The following is a 15,949-nucleotide window of genomic DNA, read 5'->3' as shown; positions in this document are numbered from 1 at the left end:
AGAACAGATGAACAGCAGTGGGGTCGGCCCGGTCGGGCCGGCCCCACTGCTGCGTCCGGTCCGGCCCGGGTTCTGGGGCCAGTTGTGGCGGTTCGCCCTCATCCAGGTGCAGTGCTGCGTCTTCCCGATCGCCCTGGTGGCCGGACTGGCCCTCACCATCGGGGTGTGGTCGGTGTGGGATCCGCCGGTGGCCCGCTACGACGTCCTGTTCGGCTACGCCCTGGTGGTGCAGCTGGTACTGGTGGCGATGCGCGTGGAGACCGGCCGCGAGCTGGCGGTGATCTGCTGCTTCCACCTGCTGGGTCTGGGCCTGGAGATCTTCAAGACCCACATGGGGTCCTGGGGATACCCCGATCCCGGGCTGCTCAGGATCGCCGGGGTGCCGGCCTTCTCCGGGTTCATGTACGCCAGCGTCGGCTCCTACATCTGTCAGGCCTTCCGGCGGTTCGCCCTGCGGGTCTCCCACTACCCGGCTGCCGCGATGGTGGTGCTGGCGGGCTGCTCCTACGCGAACTTCTTCACCCACCACTGGCTGCCCGATCTGCGGGTGATCCTGGCGCTGGCCTTCGTGGCGGTACTGTGGCGCAGCCGGGTGTGGTTCCGGGTCGGCCTGCGCTGGTACTGGATGCCGCTGTGGGCGGCCTTCGTGCTGATCGGCGCGGCGCTGTGGGTCGCCGAGAATCTGGCCACCCTGCTGGGGGCCTGGCGGTACCCCGACCAGGCATCCGGATGGCATCTGGTCCACGTCGGCAAATGGGGTTCCTGGGCGCTGCTGGTGAGCCTGTCGTTCGCCCTGGTCGCGGCCGTCAAACAGTGGGAGGGACAGTTGGAACCGGACGGCAACTGGCCCACCGCAGACTGAACAATGTTCAGCTTCTGAAGGACGACCCCTGCGCTGCGAGTGTCGGTCGCGGGTGCAAGGATAAGGGGTATGAGTCCGCGAAAGATTGGCGTTACCGAGCTCGCGCTCCGCGACGCGCATCAGAGCCTGATTGCAACCCGCATGGCCATGGAGGACATGGTCGGTGCCTGTGCCGACATCGACGCAGCTGGCTACTGGTCCGCAGAGTGTTGGGGTGGAGCTACCTTCGATTCCTGTATCCGATTCCTCAATGAGGACCCGTGGGAGCGGCTGCGGACATTCCGCAAGCTGATGCCTCACACCCGTCTCCAGATGCTGCTGCGTGGCCAGAACCTGCTGGGCTACCGGCACTACGCCGACGACGTCGTCGACAAGTTCGTGGAGAAGTCCGCCGAGAACGGCATGGACGTCTTCCGCGTGTTCGACGCCCTCAACGATCCTCGCAACCTCGAGCGCGCCATGCAGGCCGTCAAGAAGACCGGCAAGCACGCCCAGGGCACCATCTGCTACACCACCTCCCCGATTCACACCCCGGAGAGCTTCATCAAGCAGGCCGACCGGCTGATCGACATGGGTGCCGATTCCATTGCCTTCAAGGACATGGCCGCCCTGCTGAAGCCGCAGCCCGCCTACGACATCATCAAGGGCATCAAGGAGAACCACCCCGACGTGCAGATCAACCTGCACTGCCACTCCACCACGGGCGTCACCCTGGTCACCCTGATGAAGGCCATCGAGGCCGGCGTCGACGTCGTCGACACCGCCATCTCCTCGATGTCGCTGGGGCCCGGCCACAACCCGACCGAGTCCCTGGTCGAGATGCTCGAGGGCACCGGCTACGAGACCGGCCTGGACATGGACCGCCTCATCAAGATTCGCGACCACTTCAAGAAGGTTCGCCCGAAGTACAAGAAGTTCGAGTCGAAGACGCTGGTCAACACCAACATCTTCAAGTCCCAGATCCCCGGCGGGATGCTCTCCAACATGGAGTCCCAGCTGGCCGCCCAGGGCGCCTCGGGCCGCACCGACGAGGTCATGAAGGAGGTCCCGAGGGTCCGCAAGGACGCCGGGTACCCGCCTCTGGTCACCCCGTCCTCCCAGATCGTCGGCACCCAGGCGGTGTTCAACGTCCTGATGGGCAATGGCGACTACAAGACCCTCACCGCCGAGTTCGCCGACCTGATGCTCGGCTACTACGGCAAGCCCGTCGGCGACCTCAACCCGGAGCTGATCAAGCGCGCCGAGAAGCAGACCGGCAAGAAGCCGATCGACTGCCGCCCGGCCGATCTCATCGACAACGAGTGGGACGAGCTGGTCAAGCAGTCCTCCGAGCTCGAGGGATTCGACGGCACCGATGAGGACGTCCTCACCAATGCACTGTTCCCGGGAGTCGCCCCGAAGTTCTTCAAGGAGCGCCCGCAGGGCCCCAAGAGCGTCGCGATGACCGAGGCCCAGATGAAGGCCGAGGCCGAGGGCACCGGTCCGTCCGGGGTCCAGGGCCCGGTCAATTACAGCGTCACGGTCGGTGGCCGCAGCCACGACGTGACCGTCGAGCCTGCGTGAGGATGATTGCCAATCATGGCTGAGAAGAAGCATGTGAAGCTCGCCGACACCATGGAGGGTCGGATCGAGCAGCTCGCCGAGGAGCGTCACAAGATTGAACTCGGCGGCGGCGAGAAGCGCCTCCAGAAGCAGCGCGACAAGGGCAAGAAGACCGCCCGCGAGCGCATCGACACCCTGCTGGACGCCCATTCCTTCGACGAGGTCGGCGCGTTCCGTCAGCACCGCACCACGCTGTTCGGGATGGACAAGGCAGTGGTTCCGGCCGACGGCGTGGTGACCGGTCGGGGCACCATCAACGGTCGTCCGGTCCACGTGGCCTCCCAGGACTTCTCCGTGATGGGCGGGTCCGCGGGCGAGACGCAGTCGACCAAGGTCGTCGAGACCATGGAGCAGGCGCTGCTGACCGGCACCCCGTTCCTGTTCTGCTACGACTCGGGCGGCGCCCGAATCCAGGAGGGCATCGACTCCCTGTCCGGTTACGGCAAGATGTTCTACGCGAACGTCAAGCTGTCCGGTGTGGTTCCGCAGATCGCGATCATCGCCGGCCCGTGCGCCGGTGGTGCCTCGTACTCCCCGGCCCTCACCGACTTCATCATCATGACCAAGCAGGCCCACATGTTCATCACGGGCCCTGCCGTCATCAAGTCGGTGACCGGTGAGGACGTGACCGCCGACCAGCTGGGTGGCGCCGAGGCCCATATGTCGACCTCCGGCAACATTCACTTCGTGGCCGAGGACGACGACGCCGCGATGCTGATCGCCAAGAAGCTGCTGAGCTTCCTGCCGCAGAACAACACCCAGGACGCGGCGATCGAGTTCCCGAACAACGACGTCTCCCCGGTTCCGGAGCTGCGCGACATCGTGCCGCTGGACGGGAAGAAGGGCTATGACATCCGCGATGTCATCGCCAAGATCGTCGACTGGGGCGACTACCTGGAGGTCAAGGCGGGATGGGCGACCAACATCGTCACCGCCTTCGCCAGGATCAACGGTCGTTCCGTGGGCATTGTGGCCAACCAGCCCAAGGTGATGTCCGGCTGCCTCGACATCGACGCATCCGACAAGGCCGCGGAGTTCATCAACTTCTGCGACTCGTTCAACATCCCGCTGGTCCAGCTGGTGGACGTCCCCGGCTTCCTGCCCGGCGTCCAGCAGGAGTACGGCGGCATCATCCGCCACGGCGCGAAGATGCTCTACGCCTACTCCGAGGCCACCGTCCCGAAGATCACCGTGGTGATCCGCAAGGCCTACGGCGGCTCTTACCTGGCCATGTGCAACCGCGACCTGGGTGCCGACGCCGTCTACGCATGGCCGACCGCCGAGATCGCCGTGATGGGTGCCGACGGTGCCGCCAACGTGATCTTCCGCAGGGAGATCAAGGCCTCCGACGACCCGGCCGCCACCCGCGCCGAGAAGATCGAGGAGTACCGGGACGCCTTCAACACCCCGTACGTGGCCGCCGGCCGCGGACAGGTTGACGACGTCATCGACCCGGCCGACACCCGTCGCAAGATCACTTCCGCCCTGGAGACCTACGCCAGCAAGCGTCAGTCCAGGCCGGCCAAGAAGCACGGGAACATGCCGTGCTGATCGGAGAAACTGATGACTGACAACGAGAAGGATCGCGTCATCGAGACGCTCACCAAGCGGTTGTCCGCTCTGGAGGCCGACGTGAGCCGCCTGAAGGCGGTCAGCGCCGACGTCCCGGAGGACGTCGTGACTGCGATCAGTGCGGCCGTGGCGGCCTACCTGGGTGACGACGGAAAGGTCCAGGCCATCCGTTTCGCCCCGAGTGAGAACTGGACCCGTCAGGGTCGCAGGACGCTCCAGAACCATTCCATTCGTTGACCCGGAGAGACTGACAATGAAGCTCAAGGTGACCGTCAACGGCGTCGCGTACGACGTTGACGTTGATGTCGACAAGTCCAACAATTCGCCCATCCCGCCGATCCTGTTCGGCGGCGGAGCGGGCGGCCCGGCACTGGCTCCCGCCAGTGGCGGTGGCGCCGGGAAGGCCGGTGCCGGTGAGGTTCCGGCCCCGCTGGCCGGAACCGTCGCCAAGATCCTCGTCAAGGAGGGCGACGCGGTCAAGGCCGGCGACGTTCTGCTGACGCTGGAGGCCATGAAGATGGAGACCGAGATCGCCGCTCCCTCCGACGGAAAGGTCACCGGGATCCTGGTGGCCGTCGGGGACGCCGTTCAGGGTGGCCAGGGCCTGGTGGCTCTGGGCTGAGGTTCAGCCCTCTGATTTGGTGGGGTCCGGCCTCGGGTGGGTCTTCAGGCATGTTCTGAAGGCTCCCCCTGGCTCGACCCACCAGGTCTGGGACGGGGGATTCTGGCCGGTTCTCGTGGCCGGACGGAACCGTCTCTCACGCGGATTCAACGACGCCGCGCTCCTTTCGGGGAGCGCGGCGTCGTGGCGTCTGTGGGCGGGGTGCGGTGTCTGTCCAAATCCCCAGGCGTCCGTGACGTCGTCGGCGTCCCACCAGGTTCCCTCGTCTCCCTCCCTGCCTGCCGTGTCGCGTTGATCCAGTTACTCGGCGTTGATCCTCTTGCAAGAGGATCAACGCCGAGTAACTGGATCAACGCGGAAGAGAGAGGCGGCGGAGGAGGGGGGAGGACGTCGGAGGCGGCGGCGCAGGTGGGAACTGGTGGAGGATAGGTGGGACGGGCTGCGGAAGCTCCCCCTGGGCCTTCAGACGGTCAGCCGATGTCCTGGGCCGGAGGTGATCGGCTGCGACCTACTTGGTCTCGCGGAAGACCTTGAACTGGGACGCCTGGGCGCGGGGACGGACCGTGATCCGGTCGATGTTGACGTGGTGGGGGAGCCCGGCGATCCACCGGACGCACTCGGCGATGTCCTTGGCGGTGAGCGGCTCGGCCACCCCGGCGTACACATTGTTCGCCCGCGACTGGTCACCGTGGAACCGGTTGAGGGAGAACTCGTCGGTGTGGACCATCCCGGGGCAGATCTCGGCGATCCGCACATCACGGTCGAACAGCTCGAGCCTGAGCGCCTCGGCGATCATCCGCTCACCGGCCTTGGCGGCGTTGTAGCCGGCACCGCCCTCGTATCCGGCATCGGCGGCGGTGGAGGTCATGAAGACGATCTCTCCGCGGGCCTTCTCCAGGGCCGGCAGCAGCGCCTTGGTGACTCTGGCGGTGCCCAGCACGTTGGTCTGGTACATGGTCTGCCAGGCGTCCAGGTCCGCCTGGTCGACGGGCTCCTGGCCGATCGCCCCACCGGCATTGTTGACCAGCAGGTCCAGCTCCGGTCCGACGGCCTCGACCAGACCGGCGACCGACTCCTCGGACGTGACGTCGCAGACCACCGCCCGGCCTCCGATCTCCAGGGCCAGCGCCTCGATCCGGTCGCTGCGCCGGGCCGCGCAGATCACCGTCCATCCGTCGGCCGCCAGGGCGCGGGCGGTGGCCGCCCCGATTCCGGAACTGGCTCCTGTGACAAGTGCAGTACTCATGCCCACATTCTTACCCGCAGCCAGAGGCCCGGTGCCAGATCCGGACTGTGGACAGGGAACGGGCGGATGACTGGGACAGCGCTGCGTGAGGGCCCGTGGACAGCGATCCGCCCCGACACCTCTTGGGTGTCGGGGCGGATCGTGTGCCGAACGGCGGGCGTTCTCAGAACCCGGCAGCAGCCGGACTCAGGAGACCAGCACCTCCATGCTCGGATCAGCCAACTTGAGAGCAGCAGCCTTGGCCAGCTCGGGGGACGGCGCAGCCAGCGCGGCCTGGGCCATCACCTCGCACTGAGCGGTGGTGTGCATCGCCAGTGCCGCCTTGACCGCCTGGATCTTGCCGGCAGCCATCGACAGCGAACGGATCCCGACGCCGACCAGCACCAGGGCCAGCAGCGGATCGCCGGCGGCCTCGCCGCAGACGCCGATCAGCCGGTCCCCGGCACCGTCACAGGTGGCCTTGACCAGCTGGATGACGGCCGGCTGCCAGGGGGTGAGGAGCTCGGAGAGCTCGCCCTGCAGACGGTCGGCGGCCATCGCGTACTGGGTCAGGTCGTTGGTGCCGATCGAGGCGAACTCGACCGTCTCCAGCACCTGCGAGGAGCGCAGCGCCGCCGCGGGCACCTCGACCATCACACCCACGGTGCTCAGGCCGGCCTTGCGGGCCCGCGAGGAGAACCACTTGGCCTCGGCGGGGGTGGCCACCATCGGCGCCATCACATAGGGCATCCGGTCGGTCTTGCGGGCCGCCTCGGCCAGCGCGGCCAGCTGGGTGTCCATCAGATCGGTGCGCACCTGGGAGAGCCGCAGACCGCGACGTCCCAGGGCCGGGTTGTCCTCCGGGCCCAGATCGGCGAAGGCCAGGGGCTTGTCGGCCCCGGCGTCCAGGGTGCGGAAGACCACCTTGGCGTCCTCGTCGAAGGTGCTCAGCACCTGGGCGTAGACGTCGGCCTGCTCAGCCTTGGTGGGTGCGTCCTGACGCTCGAGGAAGAGGAACTCGGTGCGGAACAGTCCGACACCCTCGGCCCCCTTCTTCTTGGCGTTGACCGCGTCGGCGGGAGAGCCGATATTGGCCAGGGTGAGCACCCGCAGCCCGTCGGAGGTGCACGACTCGCCCTCGGGGGCGGACTCGAGCACCTGCTTGCGCTTGTCGGCGCGCTCGGTGAGCTTGATCACCGCGGCGTCCTCGGGATCGATGAGGACGGTACCGGTGACTCCGTCGAGGGCGAGGTTCGTCCCGGTGACGATGGAGCGGGCCTCCGGGCAGCGCACGATGGCCGGGATGCCGATCTGGGCAGCCAGGATCGCGGTGTGGGAGGTCGGTCCGCCGGCGGCGGTGATCAGTCCCTTGACCAGCTCGGGGTTGAGGGTGGCGGTGTCGGCCGGGGCCAGGTCCTCGGCGACCAGAATGGCCGGACGGTCCAGGGTCGGGACGCCAGGCTCGGGAAGCCCCTCCAGGACCGCCAGAGTCCGGGAGCGGACGTCCTTGAGGTCGGTGACCCGCTCGGCGAGGTAACCGCCGGCGGCCGCCAGCTGGTCGCAGAACTCGTCGAAGGCGTCCCACAGCGCGCGGGCCGGGCCGGCGCCGGTGTGGAGGTGGGCCTCCACCTTGGCCACCAGTCCCGGATCGCGAGCCATCATGGCGGTGGCGGTGAGCACCGCCAGACCCGAGGAGTCGGCGTGCATGGCCCGGTAGTCGAGCCGGTCGGCGACCTTGTTGAGGGCGACGGTGATCTTCTTCAGATCATCCTTGACCTCACCCTTCGGGTCGACCTCGGGAAGACCCGGGGCGGGCGAGACGACAAGGGCCTGTGCCTGGCCGACGCCGGCCGAGACACCCAGCCCTGTGAGGGTCTGCATCTGACTCAGGCCTCCGGATCGGTCTGCAGGTTGGCGACCAGGGTGTCGAGGACCTCGTCGGCGTTGTCGCCCTCGGCGGACAGTTCGACGGTCTCGCCGAACTTGGCGCCCAGGCCCATCACCGACAGGATGCTGCGGGCATCCACCGGGGTCTCGCCGGGCCGGCCGATGGTCACTGCCAGACCCGACTTGGAGGCCGCCTGGACGAACATGGCGGCGGGACGCGCGTGCAGGCCACTGGCTGCGGCAATGGTGGTGGTGCGAGTGGACATATGGGCTCTTCCTTGATCGGGTGGGCAGGACAACACCACGACGATAACCGATGGCGCTGCCGATGGCGCGTCCGGTCCGCAACATTCTGCATATGTGTGTCTTCGGCGCATCCTCCCGATGAGGGATCAGCGCTGTTCACGGCCTCATGACCAGTTCAGTCCAGCTCATTGCAGACACTCTCGCCGGTCGCCCCCGGTCGCCAGAAGCTCAGCTGCGACCCGCGTTCGCGGGTCGGTCCCGGGGCTGTCTGGAGGGAACGCGGCGGATATGGTGGAAACATGACCTTCAAGCTGATTCTGCTCCGCCACGGCGAGAGCGAGTGGAACTCGAAGAACCTGTTCACCGGCTGGGTTGACGTCGACCTCAATGAGAAGGGCGAGAAGGAGGCGGCGAATGCCGCCGGTCTCCTCAAGTCCGAGAACCTGCTGCCCGACGTCGTCCACACCTCTCTGCTGCGTCGAGCCATCCACACCGCCTACCTGGCGCTGGACGGCTGCGACCGCCACTGGATCCCGGTGCGCCGTTCCTGGCGGCTCAACGAGCGCCACTACGGCTCCCTCCAGGGGCTCAACAAGTCCGAGATCCGTGAGAAGTACGGCGAGACCCAGTTCATGGCATGGCGCCGTTCCTACGACGTCCCGCCGCCGGCGATCGACAAGGACGGCGAGTTCAGCCAGTTCAACGATCCCCGCTACGCCGACATCCCGGCTGACGAGCGTCCGCTGCACGAGTGCCTCAAGGACGTCGTGGCACGGATGATGCCGTACTGGGAGTCGGGCATCGTCCCCGACCTCAAGGCCGGCAAGACCGTCCTGGTCGCCGCCCACGGCAACTCCCTGCGCGCCCTCGTCAAGCACCTCGACGAGATCAGCGACGACGACATCGCCGGGCTCAACATCCCCACCGGCATCCCGCTCTACTACGAGCTGGACGACTCGCTCAAGCCGCTGGTCAAGGGTGGCCGCTACCTCGACCCGGAGGCCGCCGCCGCCGGACAGAAGGCTGTCGCCAACCAGGGCGCCAAGAAGTGAACCGCTGACCCTTCCGGCCTGAGGGTCGGGAGGGTCCGGCAAGAATGTGGTGCGGCCCGGGAACCTCGGTTCCCGGGCCGCACCACACTGCGTTCCTGCCCAGACTGCATCTCTGTTAAGACTGCGTTCCTGCTCAGAAGGCCTTCGGCCAGTCCTCGCCCTCGGGGGCCTCACCGGTGACGATGTAGATCACCCGGGAGCCGATCGCCACCGCGTGGTCGGCGATCCGTTCGTAGTAGCGCCCCAGCAGGGCCGTGTCGACGGCCTCCTCGACGCCGTACTGCCAGGTGTCGCTCAGCAGCATCCGGAACTGCTCGGCGCGGATGTCGTCGATCGCGGTGTCCTGACTGGCCAGTTTCTTGGCGTCCTCGACGTCGCGGTCCACCAGGGTCTGGCCGGCGGTGGCGATCATCTTGTCGGCGATCGTCGCCATCTTGGTGAACTGCTGGGCGACCGGATCGGGGACCGCGTGGTCGGGGTAGCGGTGCCGGGCGGTCTCGGCGACGTGCACGGCCAGATCACCCATCCTCGACAGTTCGTAGCACATCCGCAGCACGGCCACGACGGTGCGCAGCTCCCCGGCGACCGGGGCCTGGCGGGCCAGAAGATTGAACGAGCGCTGCTCGATCTCGTCGTGGAGCGCATCGAGCTTCGAGTCGGCGCTGATGACCTCCTCGGCGACGGCCAGGTCGGCGTCGATGAGGGCCGCGGTGGCCCGCTCGACGGCGGTGCGCACCAGGGCCGACATGGTGACGACGTCATTGGTGTTGGCGGCCAGCTCGTCGTGGTAGCTCTCGCGCATGGATCCTCCTTGTCAGCCAGGAGTCACCCCGGGCGGTGTCCTCGGCTGGTCGACAGCCTAGTGGGCGCCTCCGACGCTGACTGTCATCGCGGCGAACCGTCCGTGAACCCTCGGTGAACATGCCCGGCGGGGACGCCGTCAGGTCGTCCCGGGGGCGGTGCAACTCCTATGATCTGGGCTGTGAACTGGTGGTTGGCAGGGCTGATCGGCCTGGTGGTCGGAGCGGCCCTGACATGGCTCATCGAGCGCACCGTCAGCGCGGCACGCAACCCTCCCGACACCCTGGACACCGACACCTGGGAGCCGGAGGTCGACCCGACCCTGATCAGCGCCCTCGATCTGCGCAACGGACCCGGCATCGTCGTCGGGGACCATGACGAGGTGCTCTACGCCACCGAGCAGGCCATCTCCATCGGACTGGTCGAGGGCTCCCGGATCGTCGACCCCGAACTGCTCGACATGGTCCGCCGCTGCCGGCGCGAGGAGCAGACCGAGGTCCAGGATCTCGACGTGCGGCCCAACCCGAGCGTCCCGGTGCTCCACATGGTGGTCCGCGCGGCACCGATGGATGAGCACGGCAGCGCCGTGGTGCTCGCCGACGACCGCAGCGCGATGATCCGCGTCGAACAGGCCCGCAACGACTTCCTGGCCAATGTGAGCCACGAGTTGAAGACGCCGATCGGCGCCGTCTCGATCCTCGCCGAGGCGGTGGAGGACGCCGCCGACGATCCTGACGCGGTGCGGCACTTCGCCACCCGGCTGCACACCGAGGCCGTCCGGCTGTCCAGCCTGGTGACCCAGGTGATCGCCCTGTCGCGACTTCAGTCCGACCAGCCGCTGCTGCGCGCCGAGCCGACCGACGTCTCCGAGGTGGTGCACAAGGCCGTCCACCGGATGGACGAGCTGGCCCGTTCCCGGCACATCAATCTGGTGGTGCGCTGCGCCCCCGGACTCACCGTGATGGGCGATCCCGGCCCGCTCATCGACGCGGTGGCGAACCTCGTCCAGAACGCGATCGCCTACTCCGGACCCCGGGCGCGGGTCTCGGTGATCACCCGGGAGGGCCGGGAGGGCGACCTGCGGGTCGTCGAGATCGCCGTCACCGACAACGGGATCGGGATCAGCCAGGACGACCAGAAGCGGATCTTCGAGCGCTTCTACCGGGTCGACCAGGCGCGCTCCCGGGCCAGCGGCGGCACCGGCCTGGGCCTGTCCCTGGTCAAGCACACCGCCCGCGTGCACGGCGGATCGGTGTGGGTCTGGAGCAAGGTCGGGCAGGGCTCCACCTTCACCCTTCGATTTCCGATGCACCACCCATCCTCCGAGGAGACGTCATGACCCGAGTGCTGATCATCGAGGACGAGGAGTCCTACCGCGACGCCACTGCCTACATGCTGCGCAAGGAGGGGTTCGAGGTGGTGGAGGCCGCCGACGGCCTGGCCGGGCTCGCCGAGTACGACGCCGCGGGGGCCGACATCGTGCTGCTGGACCTCATGATGCCGGGGATGCCCGGCACCGATGTCTGCCGCCAGCTGAGGGCCCGCGGCAATGTCGGGATCATCATGGTCACCGCCCGCGACTCCGAGATCGACAAGGTGGTCGGCCTGGAGCTGGGGGCCGACGACTACGTCACCAAGCCGTTCAGCCACCGCGAGCTGGTGGCCCGGATCCGCGCGGTGCTGAGACGCGGCCACGACCAGGAGGCGGTCGACGACATCCTCGAGGAGGGCGGCGTGCGGATGGACGTGGAGCGCCACGAGGTGACCGTCGACGGGGCCGAGGTGTCCCTGGCCCTCAAGGAGTTCGAGGTGCTGGAGGTGCTGCTGCGCAACGCGGGGAGGGTGATGACCCGCGGCCAGCTCATCGACCTGGTCTGGGGCAACGACTACGTCGGGGACACCAAGACCCTCGACGTCCACATCAAGCGGCTGCGCGGCAAGATCGAGGCTGACCCGTCCCACCCGGTGCGGGTGATCACGGTGCGGGGACTGGGCTACAAGTTCGACTGAGGACTGCCCAGTTCTGAGGACTTCCCGGTCCCGGGACTCCCAGCTCTGCCGAGGTCCTGCGGGGCGCGGCTCAGGAGTGGGTGGGGGTCGGCGCCGCGGGGGAGAAGTCCGCGTGGGAGGCCGAGACCACCGGCGTCTGGAGGGTGATCGGCTCGCCCTGGCTGAAGGTGATGGTGACCGAGGCCAGCAGACCCTCGGTGAGCTTGGGGGAGGAGACCTGGATCCCGGCGTCGGTGAGGTTGACGGAGGTCTGCCGGGTGAGGGGCACCCGGGTGGTGCTGGGGGCCAGAGCCGCGGCGACCGAGTTGTCCGGCTTGAGGGCGTTGCCGGTGACCCCGGTGATGGCGTCGTCGGCGCTGGCGACCGCCATCCCGGACAGCCGGGCCTGACCACCCTGGGCGACCAGGACGATGTTGCGCAGTTTGACGGTGTCGTTGGCGCCGCTCACCCCGGCCGCCGGGGTGTAGGGGCGGATCACCTTGGGCTCCTGGCTGCACCCCACCGCGGTGGTGGCCAGCAGGGCCCCGGCCGTCACCAGCAGAACCGTGCGGCTCCGGAACCTGCTCGCGCTGATCATGCTCGTCTCCTGGCTGGTCGAGTCCTCAATGTCCCGGCCAGAGCCTATCGGATTCAGGGACCGGTCGGGGGTGCGTTTGCTCGCGCTCGAGGTGCCGGCCCGCAGCCTGCCGGAGGACCGCCCGACGAGCCGGTCTCCGACCACGAACGCCGTCGGCGCCCGCCCGTCCCGGCGCCCGGTCGCCAGCAGCGGGCCGCCGTCAAGGACGCGGCGTCCCACACCTAGTCAGCGCGGCAATACCGGTCCGCGACAGGCCGCGACCCACAGATTTGGCCGGAAGTCAACTCCTCGGTATAGGGTGGAGTCGCCGGTGACTAGGTGCGACATCTTCCTCTCAGGGCATTCTCATGGTAGAATCGACCCTTGAAAGGGGTTGCGTACATGACTTTTAACGTCGGCGAAACGGTTGTTTATCCCAATCACGGGGCGGCGGTCATCGAGGATCTCGAGACCCGGACCATCAAGGGCGAGGAGAAGCTGTACCTCGTTCTGAGGATCATCGGACAGAACGACCTGGTTGTCAGGGTGCCGGCGTGCAACCTGGATCTCGTCGGTGTTCGTGACGTCGTGGACGAGAAGGGCCTCGAGAAGGTCTTCGACGTGCTGCGCAAGACGCAGGTCGAGGAGCCCACCAACTGGTCCCGCCGGTACAAGGCCAACACCGAGAAGCTCCACAGCGGCAACATCATCAAGGTCTCCGAGGTGGTTCGCGACCTGTGGCGTCGTGAGCGCGATCGCGGCCTGTCTGCCGGTGAGAAGCGGATGCTCTCCAAGGCTCGTCAGATTCTCGTCTCCGAGCTCGCGCTCGCCGAGAAGGTCGAGGAGGGCAAGGCCGAGGAGATGCTCGACGAGGTTCTGGCCTCCTGAGCTGAGCGGCAGCTCCCGGTACGAACTCGTACTGAACAACTGATACGGCCGAGGGCCCCACGGACATCCGTGGGGCCCTCGGCCTGTCTGTTCCGGGAGCTCATGCCAGCGGTGTTGTGGCGTTCACTCCTGCTGGCCGACGGCCTTCAGGACGCCGGCCAGGATCTCGGGCAGCTCGGTGGGGTCGGCGGTGAGCAGACGCTGGCAGGAGGAGTCCTCCTGGAGCAGCGAGATCACGGCCCCGAGCATGTCCATCTGGTTGTGCGGGTCGGTGACCAGGGGCCAGATCGACAGCCGCACCGACAGCTCCCGGTCGGGATCGTCCATCGCCCGGAACGGCGTCTGCTGGGCGTTGCGGCAGACCAGGACCCCGGGGGTGATGACGTGCTCGGGGTCGATGTGGGGGATGGCCACCTGGCAGTGGCCGAAGTCGAGGCCGGTCGGGTACTTCTTCTCGCGGGCGCTCACGGCGTCCAGGAAGGAGTCGCGGACCGCCTCCTCCTCGAGCAGCCGGGAGTTGACGGTGGCGTACAGCTCGCTCTGGGAGTCGGTGTCGGCATCGACGACGATGAAACGGGGAGCTTCGGACATGATGATCAGTTTCCTTGGAAGTGCTGGGGTTGAGGTGCAGAACACGCGGTTCGCAACAGACGCCGTCAGCGGGCCAGGGACCGGCGACGACGCCCGGCCGAGGTCCCGAACTGCTGGTCGCAGAACCGGATGAGGTAGTTCGGCAGTTTCGTCATCTGGGCGACCACATCGTCTGGGCGGCAGCGCCGGATCCAGATGCCTCCGGGACCGGCGGGCATCCAGCGGTGCTGGGCGGCCCGCTCGCGGATCACCGGGAGCAACCGCTTGCGCAGCACCTTCTCCGGGGCGATCCGGCCGTTGGGCATCGCGATGAGGGTCGCCCGCATGGCCTGCTCGGCGTCCTTGATGACCCGGTGAGCGATGACGATGACCGCCATCCAGGCCACCAGTGGAACGACGATCCAGGTGAAGTGGGCCAGGTAGAAGGCGATCACGGACCGCCACCAGTGACCCAGGGTCATGTCGAGCATGGACTCAACCATCGGTCACCACCCCGCCTCGGCGGCCTCGGCCTCGGCCTGCAGCTCCTCCTTGGTCATGTACCGCTCGCGGTCCTCCATGCCCGGCTTGCCGCCGCGCAGCACGTGGGCGAAGAAGACGACGTAGCAGACCACGGCGATGGTGAGCAGGATGATGCTGAAGACGATGAACGCGGTGCCGTAGGCCTTCGCCTGTCCGAAGACGAAGAAGAAGGCGAAGAAGTATGCGATCAGGTGGGCCCCCGAGTCGATCGAGGAGATCTGGCTGGCGCCCTGCGGGATGGTGAAGTTCGCCTGGTGGGCGAGGATCGTGGTGGCCGGCGCCATGAAGGTGCCGATGGTGAGCATGCAGGCGACGAAGAAGGTGCCGATCACGGTGCCTCTGGCGATATTGCCCCGGCACCATGTCGTCGCCCAGACGGCGAAGAACGGGGTGTCGGCGAGGTCGGTGAAGGGCAGCATCTGGTTGAGGTGGGCGTAGCTCATCAGGACGCCGAGGGCCAGGGTGATCGGGACCAGGATGATGGCCACCGACATATTGGCCGGGTAGCCGACCAGGATGGCGGCGTCCAGCCCGATGTTGAGCTCACGGTCGGGGTAGCGGGCCTTGATCCACTCCTGGGCGGAGTCCGACAGCGGGATGAGTCCCTCCATCAGCAGGGCCACCATGCGCGGCAGCAGGAGCATCACGGCGCCCATCGAGATGGCCACCGTGACGATCCCCTTGATGCCGCTGCCCCAGGCGCCCCCGGTGAGGTCGGGGAAGTAGGCCAGCAGACCGATGACGCCACCGAGGATGGTGCCCATCACCATCGGCTCGGCCCACGAGCCGAACTTCTCCTGGACGTAGTCCGGGGTCATCTTGTTGTGTCGGAAGCCGGGGACGTGGTCGAGGACCTTGTTGATGCACCAGCCGACCGGGGCCCACGAGACGGTGTCGGTGTGGGCCGTCGTGACGCCGGGGATCTTGTAGTAGTCCTGGATGATCGGCGCGCAGATGTCGGCCAGCTTGAGGACGATGACCAGGGTGATGAGGCCGACCGCCAGGCCGAGCCAGAAGTTGCCGGTCGCGATGTAGACGAAGGCCGACGAGAAGATGAAGTGCCAGAAGTTCCACATGTCGACGTTGAGGGTGGTGGTCCACCTCAGGCCGATCATGGCGAGGTTGATGGCGATGCCGAGGACGAAGATCCACGGCACCACCTTCGCGGTGCCGAAGGAGATCGCCGCGGCGACCGGCCAGCCGGCGTCGATGATCGGCAGGTTGAGGCCGGTGTTCTCGATCATGCGCTGGGCGGCGGGCCCCAGCGTGCTGCCGAGCAGGCCGATGACGAGGTTGATGCCGATGAATCCGATGCCGATCGTCAGCGCTGCGCGGATGGCCTTGCCGGGCTTCATCCGGAAGAACAGGCTGAGCAGGAATATAATGATCGGTAGGACCACACTGGCGCCCAGACCCAAGATGTACTGGATGACGGTAGTGACTGTTCCCATGATGGAAGGTTCTTTCTTCTGTCATGAGGGTCCTCGGCCGGGCTAGGGCCGGGGACCCTTTT

General features: G+C 67.2%; 17 protein-coding genes. 9 read left to right on the top strand and 8 right to left on the bottom strand.

Annotated elements, in window-relative coordinates; translation table 11 throughout:
• Positions 1-7 precede the first annotated feature (7 nt).
• The 5 genes from FEZ32_RS02090 (at position 8) to FEZ32_RS02070 (ending at position 4,658) form a co-directional block, all read left to right on the top strand.
• Positions 8-862 carry a DUF817 domain-containing protein gene (locus tag FEZ32_RS02090; protein WP_084149368.1) on the top strand — a complete coding sequence of 285 codons (855 nt, stop codon included), beginning with the start codon at positions 8-10 and terminating at the stop codon, positions 860-862.
• 69 nt (positions 863-931) lie between these two features.
• Positions 932-2,425: a methylmalonyl-CoA carboxytransferase subunit 5S gene (locus FEZ32_RS02085; RefSeq protein ID WP_097799334.1), complete on the top strand. Its 1,494-nt coding sequence runs from the start codon at positions 932-934 to the stop codon at positions 2,423-2,425.
• 15 nt (positions 2,426-2,440) lie between these two features.
• Entirely contained in the window at positions 2,441-4,015 is a 1,575-nt protein-coding gene (locus FEZ32_RS02080; RefSeq protein ID WP_097799333.1) for an acyl-CoA carboxylase subunit beta, read from the top strand.
• A gap of 12 nt (positions 4,016-4,027) precedes the next feature.
• Positions 4,028-4,273 (top strand): hypothetical protein, encoded by a 246-nt coding sequence (locus tag FEZ32_RS02075; protein WP_028703177.1) that lies wholly within the window; start codon positions 4,028-4,030, stop codon positions 4,271-4,273.
• 16 nt (positions 4,274-4,289) lie between these two features.
• The gene (locus FEZ32_RS02070; RefSeq protein WP_028703176.1) at positions 4,290-4,658 is read left to right on the top strand and encodes a biotin/lipoyl-containing protein; all 369 of its coding nucleotides are present in this window, start codon (positions 4,290-4,292) and stop codon (positions 4,656-4,658) included.
• Between the two features lie 508 nt (positions 4,659-5,166).
• Here FEZ32_RS02070 and FEZ32_RS02065 read toward each other — a convergent pair.
• From FEZ32_RS02065 to FEZ32_RS02055, 3 genes are all read right to left on the bottom strand, one after another.
• The gene (locus FEZ32_RS02065; protein WP_138679781.1) at positions 5,167-5,904 is read right to left on the bottom strand and encodes an SDR family oxidoreductase; all 738 of its coding nucleotides are present in this window, start codon (positions 5,902-5,904) and stop codon (positions 5,167-5,169) included.
• Positions 5,905-6,090: 186 nt separating this feature from the next.
• Positions 6,091-7,764 carry a phosphoenolpyruvate--protein phosphotransferase gene (gene ptsP, locus FEZ32_RS02060; protein ID WP_097799331.1) on the bottom strand — a complete coding sequence of 558 codons (1,674 nt, stop codon included), beginning with the start codon at positions 7,762-7,764 and terminating at the stop codon, positions 6,091-6,093.
• A gap of 5 nt (positions 7,765-7,769) precedes the next feature.
• Complete coding sequence (locus tag FEZ32_RS02055) at positions 7,770-8,036, bottom strand: HPr family phosphocarrier protein (RefSeq protein WP_028703173.1); 267 nt, start codon at positions 8,034-8,036, stop codon at positions 7,770-7,772.
• A gap of 279 nt (positions 8,037-8,315) precedes the next feature.
• Between FEZ32_RS02055 and FEZ32_RS02050 the strand changes: the two genes are divergently transcribed.
• Positions 8,316-9,068: a phosphoglyceromutase gene (locus tag FEZ32_RS02050; RefSeq protein WP_028703172.1), complete on the top strand. Its 753-nt coding sequence runs from the start codon at positions 8,316-8,318 to the stop codon at positions 9,066-9,068.
• 133 nt (positions 9,069-9,201) lie between these two features.
• On the opposite strand, the gene phoU is transcribed toward FEZ32_RS02050, so the two are convergent.
• Positions 9,202-9,870, bottom strand: coding sequence for a phosphate signaling complex protein PhoU (phoU, locus tag FEZ32_RS02045; RefSeq protein WP_028703171.1), 669 nt, complete (start codon positions 9,868-9,870; stop codon positions 9,202-9,204).
• A 171-nt stretch (positions 9,871-10,041) separates the two neighbouring features.
• Here phoU and FEZ32_RS02040 point away from each other — a divergent pair, with 171 nt between their 5' ends.
• Both FEZ32_RS02040 and FEZ32_RS02035 read left to right on the top strand, forming a co-directional pair.
• Positions 10,042-11,208 (top strand): sensor histidine kinase, encoded by a 1,167-nt coding sequence (locus FEZ32_RS02040; protein ID WP_420809256.1) that lies wholly within the window; start codon positions 10,042-10,044, stop codon positions 11,206-11,208.
• Complete coding sequence (locus tag FEZ32_RS02035) at positions 11,205-11,879, top strand: response regulator transcription factor (RefSeq protein WP_028703169.1); 675 nt, start codon at positions 11,205-11,207, stop codon at positions 11,877-11,879. Before FEZ32_RS02040 ends, FEZ32_RS02035 begins: the two co-directional genes overlap by 4 nt.
• Positions 11,880-11,949: 70 nt before the next feature.
• Here the strand turns inward: FEZ32_RS02035 and FEZ32_RS02030 are convergent, their stop codons facing one another.
• Positions 11,950-12,456: a hypothetical protein gene (locus tag FEZ32_RS02030; RefSeq protein WP_028703168.1), complete on the bottom strand. Its 507-nt coding sequence runs from the start codon at positions 12,454-12,456 to the stop codon at positions 11,950-11,952.
• Positions 12,457-12,837: 381 nt separating this feature from the next.
• Here FEZ32_RS02030 and FEZ32_RS02025 point away from each other — a divergent pair, with 381 nt between their 5' ends.
• Entirely contained in the window at positions 12,838-13,323 is a 486-nt protein-coding gene (locus FEZ32_RS02025; protein WP_028703167.1) for a CarD family transcriptional regulator, read from the top strand.
• Positions 13,324-13,446: 123 nt separating this feature from the next.
• Here FEZ32_RS02025 and FEZ32_RS02020 read toward each other — a convergent pair whose 3' ends face one another.
• The 3 genes from FEZ32_RS02020 to FEZ32_RS02010 all read right to left on the bottom strand — a co-directional run bounded on the left by FEZ32_RS02020 (position 13,447) and on the right by FEZ32_RS02010 (position 15,887).
• A complete protein-coding gene (locus FEZ32_RS02020; RefSeq protein ID WP_028703166.1) occupies positions 13,447-13,914 on the bottom strand; it encodes a PTS sugar transporter subunit IIA in 468 nt (155 codons plus the stop codon).
• Between the two features lie 65 nt (positions 13,915-13,979).
• A complete protein-coding gene (locus FEZ32_RS02015) occupies positions 13,980-14,396 on the bottom strand; it encodes a hypothetical protein (RefSeq protein ID WP_138679779.1) in 417 nt (138 codons plus the stop codon).
• A 3-nt stretch (positions 14,397-14,399) separates the two neighbouring features.
• Positions 14,400-15,887, bottom strand: a complete 1,488-nt coding sequence (locus tag FEZ32_RS02010; protein WP_028703164.1) for a PTS galactitol transporter subunit IIC — start codon at positions 15,885-15,887, stop codon at positions 14,400-14,402.
• Positions 15,888-15,949 lie beyond the last annotated feature (62 nt).

Source organism: Acidipropionibacterium jensenii (assembly GCF_005890135.1).
GTDB lineage: Bacteria > Actinomycetota > Actinomycetes > Propionibacteriales > Propionibacteriaceae > Acidipropionibacterium > Acidipropionibacterium jensenii.
This window is presented reverse-complemented; position numbering and strand designations above follow the sequence as displayed.

Coding starts and splice junctions, on each gene's coding strand:
- FEZ32_RS02020 (WP_028703166.1), bottom strand. CDS start 13,914: ATGTCCGAAGCTCCCCGTTTCATCGTCGTCGATGCCGACACCGACTCC.
- FEZ32_RS02065 (WP_138679781.1), bottom strand. CDS start 5,904: ATGAGTACTGCACTTGTCACAGGAGCCAGTTCCGGAATCGGGGCGGCC.
- FEZ32_RS02050 (WP_028703172.1), top strand. CDS start 8,316: ATGACCTTCAAGCTGATTCTGCTCCGCCACGGCGAGAGCGAGTGGAAC.
- ptsP (WP_097799331.1), bottom strand. CDS start 7,764: ATGCAGACCCTCACAGGGCTGGGTGTCTCGGCCGGCGTCGGCCAGGCA.
- FEZ32_RS02010 (WP_028703164.1), bottom strand. CDS start 15,887: ATGGGAACAGTCACTACCGTCATCCAGTACATCTTGGGTCTGGGCGCC.
- FEZ32_RS02090 (WP_084149368.1), top strand. CDS start 8: ATGAACAGCAGTGGGGTCGGCCCGGTCGGGCCGGCCCCACTGCTGCGT.
- FEZ32_RS02035 (WP_028703169.1), top strand. CDS start 11,205: ATGACCCGAGTGCTGATCATCGAGGACGAGGAGTCCTACCGCGACGCC.
- FEZ32_RS02080 (WP_097799333.1), top strand. CDS start 2,441: ATGGCTGAGAAGAAGCATGTGAAGCTCGCCGACACCATGGAGGGTCGG.
- FEZ32_RS02025 (WP_028703167.1), top strand. CDS start 12,838: ATGACTTTTAACGTCGGCGAAACGGTTGTTTATCCCAATCACGGGGCG.
- FEZ32_RS02055 (WP_028703173.1), bottom strand. CDS start 8,036: ATGTCCACTCGCACCACCACCATTGCCGCAGCCAGTGGCCTGCACGCG.
- FEZ32_RS02070 (WP_028703176.1), top strand. CDS start 4,290: ATGAAGCTCAAGGTGACCGTCAACGGCGTCGCGTACGACGTTGACGTT.
- FEZ32_RS02015 (WP_138679779.1), bottom strand. CDS start 14,396: ATGGTTGAGTCCATGCTCGACATGACCCTGGGTCACTGGTGGCGGTCC.
- FEZ32_RS02075 (WP_028703177.1), top strand. CDS start 4,028: ATGACTGACAACGAGAAGGATCGCGTCATCGAGACGCTCACCAAGCGG.
- phoU (WP_028703171.1), bottom strand. CDS start 9,870: ATGCGCGAGAGCTACCACGACGAGCTGGCCGCCAACACCAATGACGTC.
- FEZ32_RS02085 (WP_097799334.1), top strand. CDS start 932: ATGAGTCCGCGAAAGATTGGCGTTACCGAGCTCGCGCTCCGCGACGCG.
- FEZ32_RS02030 (WP_028703168.1), bottom strand. CDS start 12,456: ATGATCAGCGCGAGCAGGTTCCGGAGCCGCACGGTTCTGCTGGTGACG.